Source organism: Hoeflea sp. CAU 1731, assembly GCF_039888615.1.
Classification (GTDB): domain Bacteria; phylum Pseudomonadota; class Alphaproteobacteria; order Rhizobiales; family Rhizobiaceae; genus Flavimaribacter.
Genome location: NZ_JBDQQS010000004.1, coordinates 24464 through 40541, shown reverse-complemented (window position 1 = coordinate 40541; position 16078 = coordinate 24464). Strand labels below are relative to the sequence as shown.

General features: G+C 60.7%; 14 protein-coding genes. 6 read left to right on the top strand and 8 right to left on the bottom strand.

All coding sequences use genetic code 11. From position 1 onward, the window contains the following. Positions 1–349 precede the first annotated feature (349 nt). On the bottom strand, positions 350–976 hold the full coding sequence (locus AAFN47_RS08270) for a septation protein IspZ (RefSeq protein WP_499808741.1): 627 nt from the start codon (positions 974–976) through the stop codon (positions 350–352). Positions 977–1146: 170 nt separating this feature from the next. Between AAFN47_RS08270 and AAFN47_RS08265 the strand changes: the two genes are divergently transcribed. Together AAFN47_RS08265 and AAFN47_RS08260 are read left to right on the top strand one after the other, a co-directional pair. Beyond that, a complete protein-coding gene (locus tag AAFN47_RS08265; RefSeq protein WP_499808740.1) occupies positions 1147–1926 on the top strand; it encodes a DUF2711 family protein in 780 nt (259 codons plus the stop codon). A 198-nt stretch (positions 1927–2124) separates the two neighbouring features. Further along, complete coding sequence (locus AAFN47_RS08260; protein ID WP_499808739.1) at positions 2125–2433, top strand: hypothetical protein; 309 nt, start codon at positions 2125–2127, stop codon at positions 2431–2433. Between the two features lie 285 nt (positions 2434–2718). On the opposite strand, the gene AAFN47_RS08255 is transcribed toward AAFN47_RS08260, so the two are convergent. The 3 genes from AAFN47_RS08255 to AAFN47_RS08245 all read right to left on the bottom strand — a co-directional run bounded on the left by AAFN47_RS08255 (position 2719) and on the right by AAFN47_RS08245 (position 5152). Further along, positions 2719–3483 carry a GntR family transcriptional regulator gene (locus AAFN47_RS08255; RefSeq protein WP_499808738.1) on the bottom strand — a complete coding sequence of 255 codons (765 nt, stop codon included), beginning with the start codon at positions 3481–3483 and terminating at the stop codon, positions 2719–2721. Positions 3484–3586: 103 nt separating this feature from the next. Next, on the bottom strand, positions 3587–4219 hold the full coding sequence (locus AAFN47_RS08250) for an isochorismatase family protein (protein ID WP_499808737.1): 633 nt from the start codon (positions 4217–4219) through the stop codon (positions 3587–3589). Between the two features lie 18 nt (positions 4220–4237). Further along, the gene (locus tag AAFN47_RS08245; protein ID WP_499808736.1) at positions 4238–5152 is read right to left on the bottom strand and encodes a hydroxymethylglutaryl-CoA lyase; all 915 of its coding nucleotides are present in this window, start codon (positions 5150–5152) and stop codon (positions 4238–4240) included. 238 nt (positions 5153–5390) lie between these two features. Here AAFN47_RS08245 and AAFN47_RS08240 point away from each other — a divergent pair, with 238 nt between their 5' ends. Beyond that, a complete protein-coding gene (locus AAFN47_RS08240; protein WP_499808735.1) occupies positions 5391–6452 on the top strand; it encodes a hypothetical protein in 1062 nt (353 codons plus the stop codon). A gap of 15 nt (positions 6453–6467) precedes the next feature. On the opposite strand, the gene AAFN47_RS08235 is transcribed toward AAFN47_RS08240, so the two are convergent. From AAFN47_RS08235 to AAFN47_RS08220, 4 genes are read right to left on the bottom strand one after another with little or no spacing between them, the layout of a single operon-like run. Continuing rightward, the gene (locus tag AAFN47_RS08235) at positions 6468–7109 is read right to left on the bottom strand and encodes an isochorismatase family protein (protein WP_499808734.1); all 642 of its coding nucleotides are present in this window, start codon (positions 7107–7109) and stop codon (positions 6468–6470) included. Then, on the bottom strand, positions 7106–7840 hold the full coding sequence (locus AAFN47_RS08230; protein WP_499808733.1) for an L-threonylcarbamoyladenylate synthase: 735 nt from the start codon (positions 7838–7840) through the stop codon (positions 7106–7108). Before AAFN47_RS08230 ends, AAFN47_RS08235 begins: the two co-directional genes overlap by 4 nt. Positions 7841–7844: 4 nt before the next feature. After that, a complete protein-coding gene (locus AAFN47_RS08225) occupies positions 7845–9746 on the bottom strand; it encodes a hydantoinase B/oxoprolinase family protein (protein WP_499808732.1) in 1902 nt (633 codons plus the stop codon). A 25-nt stretch (positions 9747–9771) separates the two neighbouring features. Then, complete coding sequence (locus tag AAFN47_RS08220) at positions 9772–11976, bottom strand: hydantoinase/oxoprolinase family protein (protein ID WP_499808731.1); 2205 nt, start codon at positions 11974–11976, stop codon at positions 9772–9774. Positions 11977–12282: 306 nt separating this feature from the next. Here AAFN47_RS08220 and AAFN47_RS08215 point away from each other — a divergent pair, with 306 nt between their 5' ends. From AAFN47_RS08215 to AAFN47_RS08205, 3 genes are read left to right on the top strand one after another with little or no spacing between them, the layout of a single operon-like run. Next, positions 12283–13380 (top strand): sugar ABC transporter substrate-binding protein, encoded by a 1098-nt coding sequence (locus AAFN47_RS08215; protein WP_499808730.1) that lies wholly within the window; start codon positions 12283–12285, stop codon positions 13378–13380. A 21-nt stretch (positions 13381–13401) separates the two neighbouring features. Further along, on the top strand, positions 13402–14961 hold the full coding sequence (locus AAFN47_RS08210; protein WP_499808729.1) for a sugar ABC transporter ATP-binding protein: 1560 nt from the start codon (positions 13402–13404) through the stop codon (positions 14959–14961). Between the two features lie 19 nt (positions 14962–14980). Continuing rightward, a complete protein-coding gene (locus AAFN47_RS08205; RefSeq protein WP_499808728.1) occupies positions 14981–16069 on the top strand; it encodes an ABC transporter permease in 1089 nt (362 codons plus the stop codon). Positions 16070–16078: the final 9 nt, after the last annotated feature.

Here is a 16078-nt window from a genome sequence, read left to right as displayed (position 1 = left end):
GTACGGCCGCCAAACCAAACCCGTCCTAAAAGTCCGCCGCTCCTCATACACGCAGGGATTGCTCTACGGTCATTAATGCAACGTGGCATTCATTGATGACAATGTTGCGCGGACAGAGAAAATTGCAGCTTGAGGATTACATATCCCACAGCATTCTCCGATATGTGCCGATTGTGGCCGCCCATGACACCGACGATCTGCATTATTGCGATGTCATGATCGCGCGCTACGCGATGGTCGCCAGACTCCCGTGTGAGAAGGTTCACAGAGTACGAGGCAATCCTGCTTCCGATTTTGAGGGCAACAGATGAAAAAGTTCAAGCAGTACTTACCCAAAGGCTCAATACATCTAGTTCGTTAATCTCAAGCGTGTTGACGACGCCATGAACGAGGCGGGCATAGTCACGAGAAACGCGGCGACGAACAAATAGAATGCCCGCCAGACAACCCAGACGTCTGTAGAAAAACTGCGCCAGACGATCTCGTTTGCAACGGCGAGAATGATCAAGAATAATGCGCCATACAAGGCCAGAAGCGTGTGACCAAATGACGTTGAATTGCGCTCTGGAATCAGTGGAGAGCGACGGTCTGGACTCCCGACGCTCAGCAAGGACGCAACCGCCAAAATCGCCAGTGTCAGCGTCGGGACAATTTTTATCAGTCCCTCATCGCGCAGCAGGATCCCCGCAAACCCGAAAATGAATATGACGCAGAAAGTGTAGAAACGGTAAGAGGTGTATTTTGGCCACGGATCAGACGCCAAAATTCTTCTGACAACTCCAGCAGCCAAGGCAACGGCCGTTGCCAGGAACAAAGGCCCGCCCAAATGCGCAAGCCACGGAAGCAGGGAAACCAGAACCGGCGCATAAAAGTAACTTAGAAGGAACACGACAGGAAAGATGAAGCTACTCGCAAAGCGAATGGTGTCCGAACGGCTCCAATCGGCGTGCTCAGTTTCTGAATCATGGTCTACCAACAAACCGCTCCGTGAAGTATCCGACGCAGGCAATGAATGAGATTTTGAGCGCGCGGTTGCAATCCTAGTATTAGATTATAGATTTGCTCTTTGGATGAGTTGATCACGCATCCAAATTGATTTCTATCCAGTTTCTTCGACGATACCGATACGGTCAAACGCCTGACATCATGAAATACGATTACTGGAACGAATACTATGTGGAAGCTTCTCGCGGCGACCTGCCAAGTGTCTTCGTTGTTCCACATCCGTTTGTCGACATCGGCGCGATGAGTCTTCCGGACTATTTCGACCATTGTATCGAGTGGGAAGACATACCAGCACAACATCCCTTCCGCGCCCAGTTCACAAAGGAACAATGGAATTTCGATGTCTATGCAAAGCAGAAAGGAACTCCCGTCGCCTGGCAGGAAATTGCTGACTGCTGCGGCTTCAGCAGCATCGCCGAGACCTACCACGCCGTTCTGTCTCAGGCGATTACACTCAAGAATGTGCTTCGATCGCCGGAGCTGGCGAAAAAACTCTATTCCATTGTGCAAAGCGATGGCTTGCTCATGCCCGAACCGGACGCATTCCCCGCCATTTTGGAGAAACCGTTGGGTGAGTTATTCGAGGCGCTCGGCAAGAATCAGATTATCATAGAGAGCCAGACCCATAAGGAAACGAGAGAGGTTCGAACCACCGACCTGAAAGCACCGGATCGAACGGTCCGGCAAGTTGGCGGACCGACCCCGAACTACCTTTATCCAAAAGACATGTCGGTCGTTGTCGTTTCTCTGTGGGAGTCGCATCATTCCATGATCTGCCTGAATGAAGCGAACGCTGGCCGCGTCAACCCTTCGAGATGGTTTGAAGGCTTCTGGGCACCTAAACATACCGGTCCTGATTGGTGGCAGGAACAACCTTGGCAGGATATTGTGAGGGACAACCGCAATCAGGCGCTGCTCTAGCATCCAATTCACCAGGCACTTCAATTCTTCACGCCACAGCGGAATCAACTCCCGATCGATTGATTCAGCGCATCCGGCCTATAAGACTCTCACGCCGGAACCGCCGCGCTTTGCGGGCGTTCTTTGTGCCGGGAGGTCAAGGTCTGAAATCGACCGTCGCCGGGCTTCGCCCACGATCAGGACAACAGGATCGATTGAATGTACGGAATGCAGACTCTCCTCACATGGGCCGAATCCTGGAATCGACTGAGCTCCGCCTATGTGCATTTGGGGCTGGCCTCTCACGAAGTCATCTGGCGCAGAAGCGTCAAGTTTGCGAACGGTTCACTGACGCCGGTGGAATTGACCAGAATGGTCTTCGAAAAACCCTCGGCCTTCGCCAAGGCGGCTGAACGGGCGGCGGCCGCCGTTGCAACCCGGCAAGACCCGCTCCTCGTGGCCGAGGCGCTGGTCCAGCCCATCGGCGCCGCGGCGCGGAAAAACGCCATGCGGCTCAGGCGCGGCTAAGCCGAAACACAATCATGGTCCGGAAACTGCAGTCATCGGCGTGAGGAATAGCGGCGACAAATTTTACGCGTCAAAGCAGCAAAGATGCGGCCTGTCGCCTGAAAATCACCTTCCGCGTGGTAATTGTCACAAACACATCAAGAGTTGTTGCGATAGCAACTTCTGTAGCGGCCTCTCACTTACATGACAGTGGCGCCGCAAGGGTGGCTCGCTTTGCGCCGGCGAGCCACCCTTACTTCTGTTCACCATGGTCCTCTGCAGCCCGCCGCGCTGTTCGGCGTTCTGTCAGTGGCTCGGATTGCGCTGCAGGTCCATGGAATAGGTGAAGCTGTCGCCGGGGTGCCAGTTATACGAGGCGATCAGCGTGCCCTTGCGGGACGAATAGCGTCGCAACAGGCGCAGCGCGACGGCGCGAGGCTCACGGCCCAGCGCATTGGCGACCGCCTTTGTCATGGGTTCGGCGCCGATCTCCTGGGAGGCGTTCGTGATCGTCTCGCCGGAGCGTTCCTCCAGCAGCGCGTAAAGCGGGCCGACGCAGTCCGGGATGTCCGGTTCGATCGCGGCCAGCCGGTCGGGAATATAGGAGTGCGTGACGCAGATCGGCTCGCCGTTCTTGTGGGTCCGGCGCACGCTCTTGATCTCTAGCCACGTCGACCCGGCCTCGCCGCCGACCGCGGTCGCGATCTTTGCCGGCAGTCGTATTTTTTTGATGGCGCGAATATCGAGATGCGTGTCGAGCGCATACTGGAACAGGTCCGCCAGCGAACGGACCTGATGGACGAAATTGCGATGCGGCTCCGTGGCGATGATCTCGCTGCCGGACCCCTGTCTGCGGGCAAGCATGCCCTGATCGACGAGGCGGCGCAGCGCTTCGCGCACCGTGTAGCGGCTGACGTTGAACTCGTCGCAGAACTCCACCTCCGTCGGCAGGTTGCTGCCGATCGGATAGGCGCCCGAGCTGATGCGTTCACGCAGCATCGCATAGATCTGCTGGTAGCGCGGGCGGTCCGATCCGCCCGTATCGATGTCCTGAATGACCATCTGCTCCATATCCGTCACTGCCCCGGAGACCCAAATCCGTCACTTACAACGGTTAGAGGAAATCCGTCCGTTCGTCTGCCCCGCTCCACAAGCAATCAGTGGAGAACGCGCTTCAGGCCGCGCGGTATTCGCCGAAATGAGCGTAGATCTCGCTGCTCTCCATCAGGTCGGCGTATTTCTGGCCCATGTCGAACAGGTTGGCGTTGTGGGGTTCAATCGCCCTGTCGCCCACGCAATCGGTCACCACGATCGTCCCGAAATTGCTGCTGACGGAATCAATCACGGTGGCGCGGACGCATCCCGAGGTGGTGCAGCCCGTCACCAGCGTGGTGTCGACGCCGCGATAGGTCAGCCAGGCGGCGAGTTCGCTGGCGAAGAAGGCCGAGGCCTGGCGCTTGCAGAGGATGAGCTCGCCCGGACGCGGCGTCAGCTCCGGCACGATCTGCGACAGTTCGCTGTCGGGCGTCAGCTTCAGGAGACTGGGCACCTTGCGCGCAAAGGCGCCGGCGTCCGATCCGTCTTCCTGGTAGACCACGCGCGTATGGACGATCGGCCATTCCTTCTTGCGGGCGAAAGCCAAGAGATCCACCGTCTTTTCGATGGCCGGCGCGATATTGCCGCCGCCGAAATGTTTTGGATCCGTGAAGCCGATGACGAAATCGACAATGATCAAGGCCGGGTTCTTGCCCATGCCAACGGCATTGCCGAAGCCCTGATTGCGATAGATATCCGTTTCTTCGGCCATGCGCTCACTCCGATCTGTTCAGGCGGCCTCGCCGGCCGCCGGTGGAAACATTCCGGCGCGCTGCAGCATGCCGGGCGGGCTGACGCCGAGCATTGTACCGAGCCAGTGCGCGGTGTCTATCAGCGCCTGTGCGTCCACGCCGGTTTCGACGCCCATACGGTCGAGCATGTAGACGAGGTCCTCGGTGGGAATATTGCCGGTCGCCGCCGGCGCAAACGGACATCCGCCGACGCCGCCGATGGATGAATCGATGCGGGTCACGCCGGATTCGATGGCGGCCACCGCATTGGCGAGCCCGGTGTTGCGGGTGTTGTGCAGGTGGCACCGCAGCGGAACGCCGCCGATCTCGCGGGCGACTGCGGAAAATTTGGCCTTGATGTCGCTCGGCGCCGCGACGCCGATCGTGTCAGCCAGAGCGATTTCGAAAGGTTTGAGTTCGGCAAGCCTGGCGGCGATTTCGGTTACCCGCTCGACTGTCACCTCGCCCTCAAAGGGACAGCCAAAGGCCGCGCCAATCGTCACGCCCATGCGGACGCCGCTGTCATGCGCCATCGCGGCGATGCGGGCGATATCCGCCATCGTGTCGTCGACGGCGACGCCCTGGTTGCGGCGGTTGAAGGTCTCGGTGGCGACGACGACGCAATTCACGTCCTCGAGACCGGAAAGCCGCGCCCGCTCGAAGCCGCGTTCGTTAAGGACCAGGCCGATGTAACGCGTATCGGAGCGTTTTTTCAGCCCCTGGGCGACCTCGCCCGCATCGGCCATTTGCGGGACACGCTTCGGATTGACGAAGCTGGTGACCTCGAACGCCCTGACGCCTGCCGCAGTCGCGCGGTCTATCAGCTCGAGCTTGGTTTGCGTCGACAGCAGAGTTTTCTCGTTCTGGATGCCGTCGCGTGGCGATACTTCGATGATGTCGACCCTGGTCGTCATGATGTCTCCGCCGCTGTGCGAGAATGCCATTGGCCTCACTTTGTATGGACAAATTATAGGTCGAGCGCCCTTGACAGGCAACATGGATTGACCCCGAGTTACTGATTGGTAACCAAAAAATGAGATTATCCGATCTATTGACGGCTCTCTGCCGCGGTTTGATTTCTAACGTCGAGGGCACGGGAGTCGGTCAAGGATGCATGCTGCTGTACGGCAGACTCCCGGAACGGAAGCGGAATTGTCAAAAGATATCGACAAGCTCAGACGCAAGCTGGAAAAACGCAATGCGCGCATCGCCCAACTGGAAGCGCTGGTCGAGCGTCAGCTGGCCTTGCTCGATCGCTACGACCGGACCGCTGACCGGCTGAAGAGCCGGGCCGAGGGAAGCGCCGCACCCGTGCGCGAGCTTTCTTCTCTGGACTACGAGCGCCTGATCGGGCTGCTTGACCGCGCCGTCGCCCGCGCAGAGCAACTGACCGGCGACAAGCAGGATCTGCAGGCGAACCTCGATCATACGCTGGGATTGCTGGACCGGGCTTTGAGCGCGCAGGAACGCATGTCGACGACCTTCGCCAATGGCGGCCGCGAAAAGGCCTCATCGGTATCCGTAACCGATCGCGAAATCGACGCGACGATCTCGAAATACGACGCCATGCTCGATCGCTCGCTTGCGGCGCTCGAAGCAGCGCACAAGGCGAACCACAGCCAGAAACAGGAGATCGAGCAGCGCGACCGCTATCTGAACCAGACGCTGGACGCACTGCAGAAAGCAATGCGGATGCAGGAAACGATGTCGGAGCGACTGGCCTCCGCATCCGGATCGACGGCGCCGAAATCAGACGACGGTTCCACCCAAGCAACGATCGCCCGCTACGACGCCATGCTCGAACGGTCGCTTTCCGCCCTCGAAGCCGCGCACCGGGAAAACGGCGGCTGGAAAAAGGAAATAGAGCAGCGCGACCGTTACCTGACCCAGACGCTGGACGCCCTGCAGAACGCCATAAGAATGCAGGAGGAACTCTCGCAGCGATACATCTCCGCCCTGCAGTCACAGGGCGGCGGAGCGCCTGCGGAAGTTAACGCCGGCGCAGCGGATGCGACGCTTGCCCGCTACGACGCCGTGCTGGAGCAGTCGCTGGCAGCGCTCGAAAAGGCCAACCAGTCCAACCAGGACCGCAAGAAGGAGATCGACCAGCGGGACCGGCTGTTGAGCCGAACGCTGGACGCTCTCCAGAACCTCATCGAGCAGGAAGGCGCGGCGCCGAAAGAACGCGGCGTGCTTTCCCGCTTGTTCGGGTAGGCAGGAACAGCGCCGTCAGTCGGCCGCGTTCCTTTTCCTTATTTCCTCGAAATAGGCCAGGGACTCGTCGAGATCGAGGATGTCGCTGTAGCGGCGGCCGATGTCCCGGAGATTGTCGCGGTGCGGCCCCTCCTCCATGTCGGCGACGCAGGGTTCGGGAACCATCACCCGAAAGCCGTAGGAAAAAGCGTCGATGACGCTGGCGCGGATGCAGCCGGACGTGGTGCAGCCGGTGACGAAGACGGTGTCGACCCGTTCCTTGATGAAGAGCTGGACGACGGCTGTCTGGAAGAAGACCGAAGGTCCCGTCTTGCAGAACACGGTGTCGTAGGACGCGTCATAGGTGCGCGGCTCGAACTCCGTGCCCGGCTTGCCGTGATGGAATTCGTTGACCACCGTCGGCACCTTCCAGTAGGGCGCGTCACGCGCGCTGGAGTAAGCAGTGTAGACATTGGCGACCGGCGCGTTCGCCGCCCGCGCCGCCTTGAGCAGCGTCGCCGTCGCTTCGACGGCGGAACCGATCATCGGGCTCTTGCCGAGCGGAAAGTTCGGATCGGTGAAAGCGGTCTGGAAGTCGACGACGACGACGCCAGGCTTCTTGCCGAAACCGATCCGGGAGTCGGGCTGATACCCGAACGTTTCGTATGCATCCGTCATTGTGCTGTCCTTTCGTCGACGGTCAGCGACACGTCGAACCGGTTCCGGAAGATCTCCTTCAGACGGTCGAAACAGACGCCGACGCGCACAACGTGGAAATCCCCGAAATCGATGATCGTGCTGGAGCGCCCTTCGGCGTTGACGTATTTGCTGAGGCCATGGTCGAGATGCATATCTGCGGCCTTACGGACCTGCTCCTCGATATCCGCATACCGGTATTTCGAGCCGGCGAGCGACGTGTTGGCCGATGAACCGAACACGGGCTGTCCCCGTTCGACCGCCTGCCGGGCGACCTCGTCGTGCACAAGACCGGCGTTCAGCAACATGTCGAGCGTGCCGGCCCTGGAGGAGTTGGCGAGCACGAAGGGCGCCACCCGGGCGAAAATCGGGTGATCCGCGCGGAAGGGAGCGACGACCGAGAACGGCAACCGGTCCTCCTCGATGACGCTTTTGACCATGGCGTGACGGTCGTCGTCCATGATGTGAACCTCGCCCGAGAGCGCCCAGTTGCCGAACATGCCGGACGGCTTGTCGTAGGAGCGGTTCTTCGCCGTGAAGATGCGTCTTATACCCTCTTCGCCGGACGCGACGATGGCGTAGGCGACGTCAAGCGGGATGATCGCCACCCCGCCGGCGGCGAGCGTGTCCAGCACCGACGACACCTCGCCGGCGAGTTGCGCCTGAGGTATCGGGTCGTCTGTGCGGGAGGTTTCGCTCGCCGTTTGCGCCATCACGTCATTCGGCGGCCTGCGCCGCCTTCTCGCGCTTCATCCATTTCTGGAAGATGGGCGCGCGCGGCGGATCAAGATGCGTTTCGGCGCGGCACCGCGCCTTCAGATCCTCGATGCTGCCGCCGCGGTCGAACATCGGCAGTTCGCCGCGGTCGGCTTCCATGCGTTCGCGCAGGCGCCTGGTTTCGCCCTCTTCGAGGGAGAAATCGTCACGCAGCACCACGCCGTAGCGTCGCGCTCCCGCGACGGTGACCAGACCGCGCCGGGCGTCCATCGCGACCTTGGAGGCCTCGCGCTTCAGCGGGTCGCCCCAGCCGCCGCCGCCCCAGGTATTGAAGAAGAGCGTGTCTCCGGGCTCGACCTTCACCTTGTCGCATTTGGACGGAAGGTGTTCCTTCGAGCCGTCCTTGCGGGCAAGGAGCTTGGTGGAGCGCGCGCCGGGCGTACCGCCGTTGACGCCCCACGGATAGGTGAGCCAACGGTCGTCGTGGATCGAGATTTCGCCGGGTTCGAGGAACTGGTAGCCGAGCGACACGCCGTTTCCGCCGCGGTGCAGGCCGGCGCCGCCGGAATCCGGAATGGTCTCGTAAGTCACGATCCGAAGCGGAAAGTAAGCTTCCAGAAACTCGTTCGGCACGTTCATGAATGCCGGCCACAGCGAGTGTCCGTCCGGACCGTCGCCAACCGGCCGACCCGGAATTCCGCCAAAGCCGATCTGGTAAAGCTGGTACCATTCGCCTTCCGAATTATAGCCCGAATACATGAAGTGCGGGCTGTCGGAGAAGCCGGCGGCGTTCAGCGCATCCGGCGCTCCCTGGCCGAGCAGGCCGCCCATGATGTCGAAGATGCGTCCGAGCATGTGGGTTCGGCAGGACAGCGCCGCCGGCCGCACCGGCTTGAGGATCGTGCCTCGCGGGATGCGGACCTCGACCAGCGGATAAAAGCCGTCATTGAACAGGATCTGCGGGTCGAACAGGTTGATCGTGAAGGCGCCGAGGAACATCTTGAACATCTCCTCGTTCAGGAGAAAGTTCACCGAACTCACCGATTGCGGATCCGTGCCCTCGAAGTCGAAGATCGCCACGTCGCCTTCGCGCCAGAGGCTGCAGGCCACCTTGTACGGGCCCATGCCGATGCCGTCGTCGTCGATATAGTCTTCAAAGTAGAACTTGTTCGAGGATTCCGGGATCACCATGTGGATGATCGCCTTCATCGCCTGGAAGTTACGGTCGAGCATGTCTTCCATCGCGGAGTAGAAGGTATCGTCGCCGAAACGGTCACAGATCTCGTGCACGCGGCGTTCGGCGAGCCTGAGGGCCGCGACGATGGCGTTGAAGTCCGACTTGTTCCACTCTTCCGTGCGCGTGTTGCGCAGGCACATGTTCAGGACTTCCTGGTTGACCTCGCCGCGATGGTAGATCTTGACTGGAGGAATCTGGATGCCTTCCTCGAAGATCATGTGCGCATCGGTCGGCAGGCTGCCCGGCACCCGGCCGCCGACATCCGTCAGGTGGCCGAACATCGCCGCCCAGGCGACGTGCCGGCCTTCCCGGAAGATCGGCTTCATCGTTAGCCAGTCATTGAGATGGCTGACCGCGCCGTTGCAGGAGTACGGGTCGTTTGTCAGGAAGATGTCGCCATCCTCGATTACCCCGTCATAGCCTTCCGTAAAGCCGTGGATGAAGGAGCCGAACTGGCCAACGACCATTTTGCCCGCCGAATTGGCGATCATGGGAAATGCGTCGTGCTGTTCGCGGATGCCCGGCGACATGGCGGTGCGAAACAGCACGGCGTCCATTTCGGTTCGTGCGTTGCGCAGGGCGTTCTCGATGATGTCGAGGGTTATCGGTTCGACATCGACCCTGTTGAAGGGGGTGTCGTTTTTCTGAATGATCTTGGCCGGCATGGCGTTGTTCCCTTGCAGGTTTGATTCAAGACACGGGGCGGATCAGCAGGCTGCCGACGGCGTCGACCTCCGCATAGTGATCCGGCAGGATGAGGGTGGTGGAATCCATCTCCGTCACGATGGCGGGACCGGCGATGCGATCGCCCGTCCTCAACTTCTCGCGGTCGTAGATGGCGGCCTTCCGATCTTCCCCGTCACAGAACACCGTTGTTTCAGCGGTTTTCGCCCGGGACGGATCGCCGCCGCCCGTATCGAGCTTGCGGGCCGTCACCATGGTTTCCTTGCCCTGGACCACGGCCCTGAGATTGACCAGTTCGTGCGGCTGGTCGAGATTGAAGGTGAACATCTGGTGATGCATGTCGTCGAAGTGCTTCGTCACGCCCTTCAGGCCCTCGCGGTCGAAATGTTCCGGCGTCACCGGAACCGAGAGCGAGGTGCCCTGGCCGGCGTAACGCAGGTCGATTTCGTAGGCGACGGTCTGATCGTGGCGTTCGACGCCTTCGCCCTCAAGGCTCTTGGCGGCCTGGCTCGCCAGTTCCTCCAGTTCGTTCCGGATCGTCCGGTCGCTGGTGTTTTCCACCCGCACAACCAGCGTGCGCGAGGCTTCGTCGCGCAGACGCGTCGTCGCGTCGCCGGAGGCGCAAAGCACGCCCGGCCCCGGAGGCACGATCACCGGCCACGATCCCATGAGTTTGGCGAGCGCATTGGCGTGCAGAGGACCAGCGCCGCCGAAGGCGACAAGCGCAAAGTTGCGCGGATCGTAGCCTTGCTCGACTGACACCAGCCGAAGCGCGCCGAACATGTTCTCGTTGACGATGTCGTAGATGCCTTCGGCGGCCTTTTTGACCGGAAGGCCGAGCGCATCGGCGACGGTTCCGACCGCCTTTTCGGCCAGCGATACGTCCATCGCCATGTCGCCGCCGAGACGGGCCGCGGCCGGCAAGTAGCCGAGAACGATATTGGCGTCGGTAACGGTCGGCTCCAGGCCGCCGCGGCCATAGGCGGCCGGCCCCGGATCGGCGCCGGCGGATTTCGGCCCGACGCGAAGCGCCTTGGTGAGTTCAGGAACGTAGGCGACCGAACCGCCGCCGGCGCCCACGGTCCGCACATCGATGGACGGCGCGCGCACCGTCACGTCCGCGACGCGCGTCTCGCGCCGCGTCTGGGCGACGCCGTTCTGGATCAGCGCCACGTCTGTTGAGGTGCCGCCCATGTCGAAGGTCAGCAGGTCTTCGTAGCCGGACTGTTTGGCGATCCAGATGGCGCCCGACACCCCGCCGGCCGGACCCGACATCAACAGGTTGACCGGCGCCGACTTGGCAGCGTCCGCGGACGACAGGCCGCCGTCGGAACGCAGGATCTGGAGGCGAACGCCGTTCATGCGGCGATCGAGTTCGCCATGCAGGTTCTCGACGTATTTGGCGACGACCGGGCGGATGTAGGAATTGACCACGGTCGTTTCCGTCCGTTCGTATTCGTACATTTCCGGCATCACTTCAGATGAAATGGACACCGGAATGCCAGGCAGCACCGACTGGGCTACATCGCGCACCATGCGCTCGTGAACGCCGTTGGTGTAGGCGTTGTAAAGGCTGACGGTCAGGGCCTGGATCTCGCCGTCCTTCAGGATCTGCAGATCGCGCCGCAGCCGGCTCTCGTCGAGCGGTTCAACAACAGAACCGTCGGCGGCGATGCGTTCATTCGCCTCGATGGTGAATTCCAGCGGGGCGAGCGGATCGGACTTGTTATAAATGACCCAACCGCCGAGACCGCCCGGCACAAACGACCTGGCGATCTGCAACACCTGCCGGTAACCACGCGTGGTTACCAGTCCGACCAGCGCGCCTGATCCGGTCAGAACGGTGTTGGTGGCGACGGTTGTTCCATGCATCACATAGTTGATTTCGGTAGGATCGATTCCGGCCTGGCTACAGATCCGCTCAATGCCGCTGAGAACGCCGATCGAGGAATCCTTCGGCGTCGAGGACACCTTGGCCACGTGGGTATCGCCTGTGCGTTCGTCGATGAGCATGAGATCGGTGAACGTTCCGCCCACATCCACGCCAAGGCGATAGCCCTCGCCGATGCGCGGCACGTTTCTTCGGGCGGCAATTTGCATCGCCGGCGGCGTTTCATCGCCATCCATGAACGCTTCCATGCGGCGCAGCCGCGCTTCCAGTTCGGCGATCCGCTGTTCGTACTTGCGAACCGAGTCGTCAGAATTACTCATGTAACGCCTTTCCACTTGCTTGCTTTTGCCCTGGCCCGCCTGCCGCAGCAGATCTCCAATCCTCTGCCTGACCTCACGGCCGATCCGTTTGAGACCGGCCACGTCAGACGGAAAATCCGGTTTTCGTAGGTCGTCACTGGGAATAGGACACCCTCCGGCATACCGCGCGCCAATGCAAATCCCCTCATGGTTTGCACCCTTGTGACTATGAATAGCACATCAAACGAAGTGATTTGTCCAGACCAATTGTTTGATAAAATTCTCTGTGCTAACGTTTGCCTGTCCAGGGGAACAAGGAGAACATCAATGACTGCATGCAAGGGAATGCGCATTTCGGCATTCGTGGCGCTCGCCGCAACGGCGGGTTTTGCAAGCGCTGCGAACGCTCAGGACGCCAAGGCGATGCTAGACGGGGCAAGCAAACTGCCGAGTTTCGAAGCACCGGGCGAGGCTTTCGACGCCAAGGCCTGCATGGCCGAAAAGAAGGTCTATGTCATACCGCTGACAAGTGAAAATCCGTTCAATGTCGAGATCGCCAAGGCTCAGAAAGAAGCCGCCGACGCGATCGGTTTCGAACTCACAGTGTCCGAAAACCAGCTCAACCTCGACCAGTGGGTCCAGGCCGTGAAGCAGGCTGTCTCGGAAGGCTATGACGTCATCGACATCCAGGGCGGAATCCCGCCGGAAGCGATCGGCCCGCAGCTCGCCGAAGCCCGCGACGCCGGCGTGAAAATCGTCGCGACCCATCTCTACGACGTCACGCAGACGCCGAGTGAACTCGTCGACGGCAACTTCGCCATGGACTACACCAAAGCCGGGCAGCTGATGGCGGCCTGGGCAATGGAAAAGACAGGCGGAAAGGTCAATGCGGTGATCATCGGCTCGGACGAGATCATTCCGACTGGGCCTTTCGTCAAGGCGATCCAGGAATATCTCGACGCCAACTGCCCTGACTGCAAGCACAAATACGTCAACGTTCCGGTTGTCGAATGGGGCAGCCAGATCCAGCCGGAAGTCCAGTCGGCCCTCGTCGCCGACCCGGGCATCAACTACATCCTGCCGATCTACGATTCGATGTCGGGTTTCGTCGTTCCGGCGCTGACCCTGTCCAATCGCGAGGACGTGCGCATCGCCAGCTACAACGGCACGCCGTTCATTCTCGACATGATCCGTGACGGCGATCTGGTGGAGATGGACGTCGGCGAAAGCCTTGCATGGGTTGGTTGGTCCAGCATCGACGGCACCATGCGCCTGCTCTGCGACAAGGGCGAAGTGACCCAGTTGAACACGCCGCTTTATCTGTTCGACGACAGCAATGTCGAGACGGCGGGCGTTCCGGCCACCTATGGCGGCTATGGCGACAGCGAGATCAGCGGTTTCAAGAAATTGTGGGGCCTGGAATAGACCCCGCAACAGGCTGGACCGATGCAGAAGCCACCAGCGCTGCAAATTACAAATTTGAGCAAGCATTTCGGAGGCGCCGTCGCACTTGACGGCGTTTCCCTCTCCGTTTCGCGCGGGGAAGTGCACGGACTTCTGGGGCAGAATGGTTCCGGCAAGTCAACCCTGATCAAAATCCTATCAGGATTTCTGGCGCCGCAGCCAGGCGCCAAGCTCGTCCTCTACGGCAGGGAAATTCCCCTGCCGCTGACGCCCGGCCAGTTCCGCGAACTGGGTATGGCGTTTGTCCATCAGCATCTTGGACTGATACCGTCGCTTTCGGTGACAGAGAACATATGCCTCAGCGATTTCGCGACGCAAAACCGCTGGCGGATCGACTGGCGCGGCGAGAGCCAGCGTATTCGCAGAATTCTGACAGACTATGAACTGGCGATCGATCCGACGGCGAAGATTCAGGATCTGCCGCAGGTCGATCGCTGCCTCGTCGCGATTGTCCGCGCGATGGAGGAAGTGCGCTCGGCGCAGGAGGCGCATGGCGGCGAAGGGATCCTGGTGCTTGACGAGCCAACGCCGTTTCTTCCGCGCATCGGCGTGGAAAAACTGTTCAATCTTGTCAGACAGTTGGTGAAAAAGGACGCCTCGGTGATCTTTGTCAGCCACGACGTCGACGAGATCATGGAGATCACCGACCGCGCGACCGTCCTTCGCGACGGCCGGGTTGCCGGCGTCATCGAGACCGACCGCACTTCGCCGGAAGACTTCATCGAACTGATCATCGGCAAGCGCGTCACCGCCTATCAGGCGACGCACAGGAAAAAATCGACGGATCGCAGCGCTGTCATCGTCAACGATCTTTCCGGCGCGACCTGCCGCAACGTTTCGTTCGATCTGTCCGGCGGCGAGGTGCTTGGCCTGACCGGTCTGATCGGTTCCGGTTTCGACGAGATTCCGTCGCTCATTTATGGCGCCCGCACGGCGCTCGACGGCATGCTGTCGATTGACGGTAAAGAGACCAGACTGCGTGAAATGAATCCGGAAAAGGCGATCGGTCTCGGCATGGCCTTCCTGCCAGCCGACCGCATTGGCGCAAGCGGCGCCGGCACGTTGCCGATCACCGACAACATGACTCTGCCCTCGATGGCGAATTTCGCACGAAGGCTGGGTCTGGACCGGCTGGGCATGCGGCAATGGGCGCAGGTAACCGGTGGAGCGCACGACGTCAGGCCCAACAATCCGGACCTCAATCTGGAAAACCTGAGCGGCGGCAACCAGCAAAAGGTGTTGCTCGCCAAGTGGCTGGAGCTCAAGCCGCGCCTGCTATTGCTCGACGAGCCGACGCAAGGCGTGGACGTCGGCGCGCGCCAGCAGGTTTTTGCCGCAATCGATAAGGCCGCCAGGGAGGGCGCCTCCATCGTCTGCGCCAGCACCGACGCCGAACAACTCGCACAGATCTGCGATCGCGTTATCGTCTTTGCACAGGGGCGGCCGGTGACGGAACTCACGGGCGAGCGGCTCACCAAGGAGGAGATCGTATTTCAATGTTATTCCGCCCAGTCTGTCGATCAGACAGCGCTGGTCGAGTAAAGCGCAAGGACCCCTTCCATTGGACGCTCACAACAACGATCCCATCGCCCAATACGAAGCCCGGCTCGCGGAACTCGAGTCGAAAGTCCTGCGCCTGCAGGAAGAACGATCGAAATCGGCGCCGACGCCGGCTGTGCCAAAGAAGTTCTTTGAGCGCTATGCGATTATCGGGATCTGGATTCTGCTGATCGCGCTGTTCGCCTTTATCGACAGCAGTATCTATGGTTCCTCGCGATTTTTCAGCTGGACCAATTTCTCGACGATCTTCGGCACGCAAGGCGTTCTGATCGTCCTGACGCTCGGTCTGCTCCTGCCGCTGACCGCAGGCGATTTCGATCTGTCGATCGCCGCCAACATGACGCTGTCCTCACTGGTGGTCGCCATCCTGATCAGTTTGGGTTCGCCAACACTCGTCGCAGTCGTCCTCGGACTTCTGGTTGGCGCAGCGATCGGGGCCGCCAATGCTTTCTTCATCGTCTTTTTCCGCATTCATTCGCTGATCGTCACCCTCGGCATGGCGACTTTCGTCATCGGCATTGCGAAATGGATCAGCGGATCGCGCACCATCTCGATCTTCGGCGCCAATCCCACCCTCATCGGCTGGGTCAACCAGACGCGCCTGTTCGAGGTGTCCATGTCGTTCTGGTACGCGCTGATCCTGTGCGCGATCATCTGGTATTTCCTCGAATACACGACGCCGGGGCGCAGGCTGCTCTTCGTCGGTCGGGCGCGCGAAGTGGCCCGCCTCGCCGGGATACGCGTCGCTTCGGTGCGCGCGCTGGCGCTGATCTGCTCGGGCGCCATCGCCGCGATTGCAGGCGTTCTTGCCGTAGGACTGAACGGCTCGGCGGATCCGAGCTCCCGCATCGGCCTGCTGTTGCCGGCTTTCGCGGCCGCCTTTCTCGGCGCCACCAGCATCGTGCCCGGAAGGTTCAATCCGGTCGGCTCGCTGATCGGCGTGCTGCTGCTTGCGACCGGTATTTCCGGCCTGCAGATCTTCGGGATACCAAATTTCGTTCAGGACCTCTTCTATGGCGGCGGCCTCATTCTCGCTGTCGCGGCGTCGCAGCTCGTGCGAAGGCGCCAGCCGATGGAATTCGGCAGTTAGCATGACGGG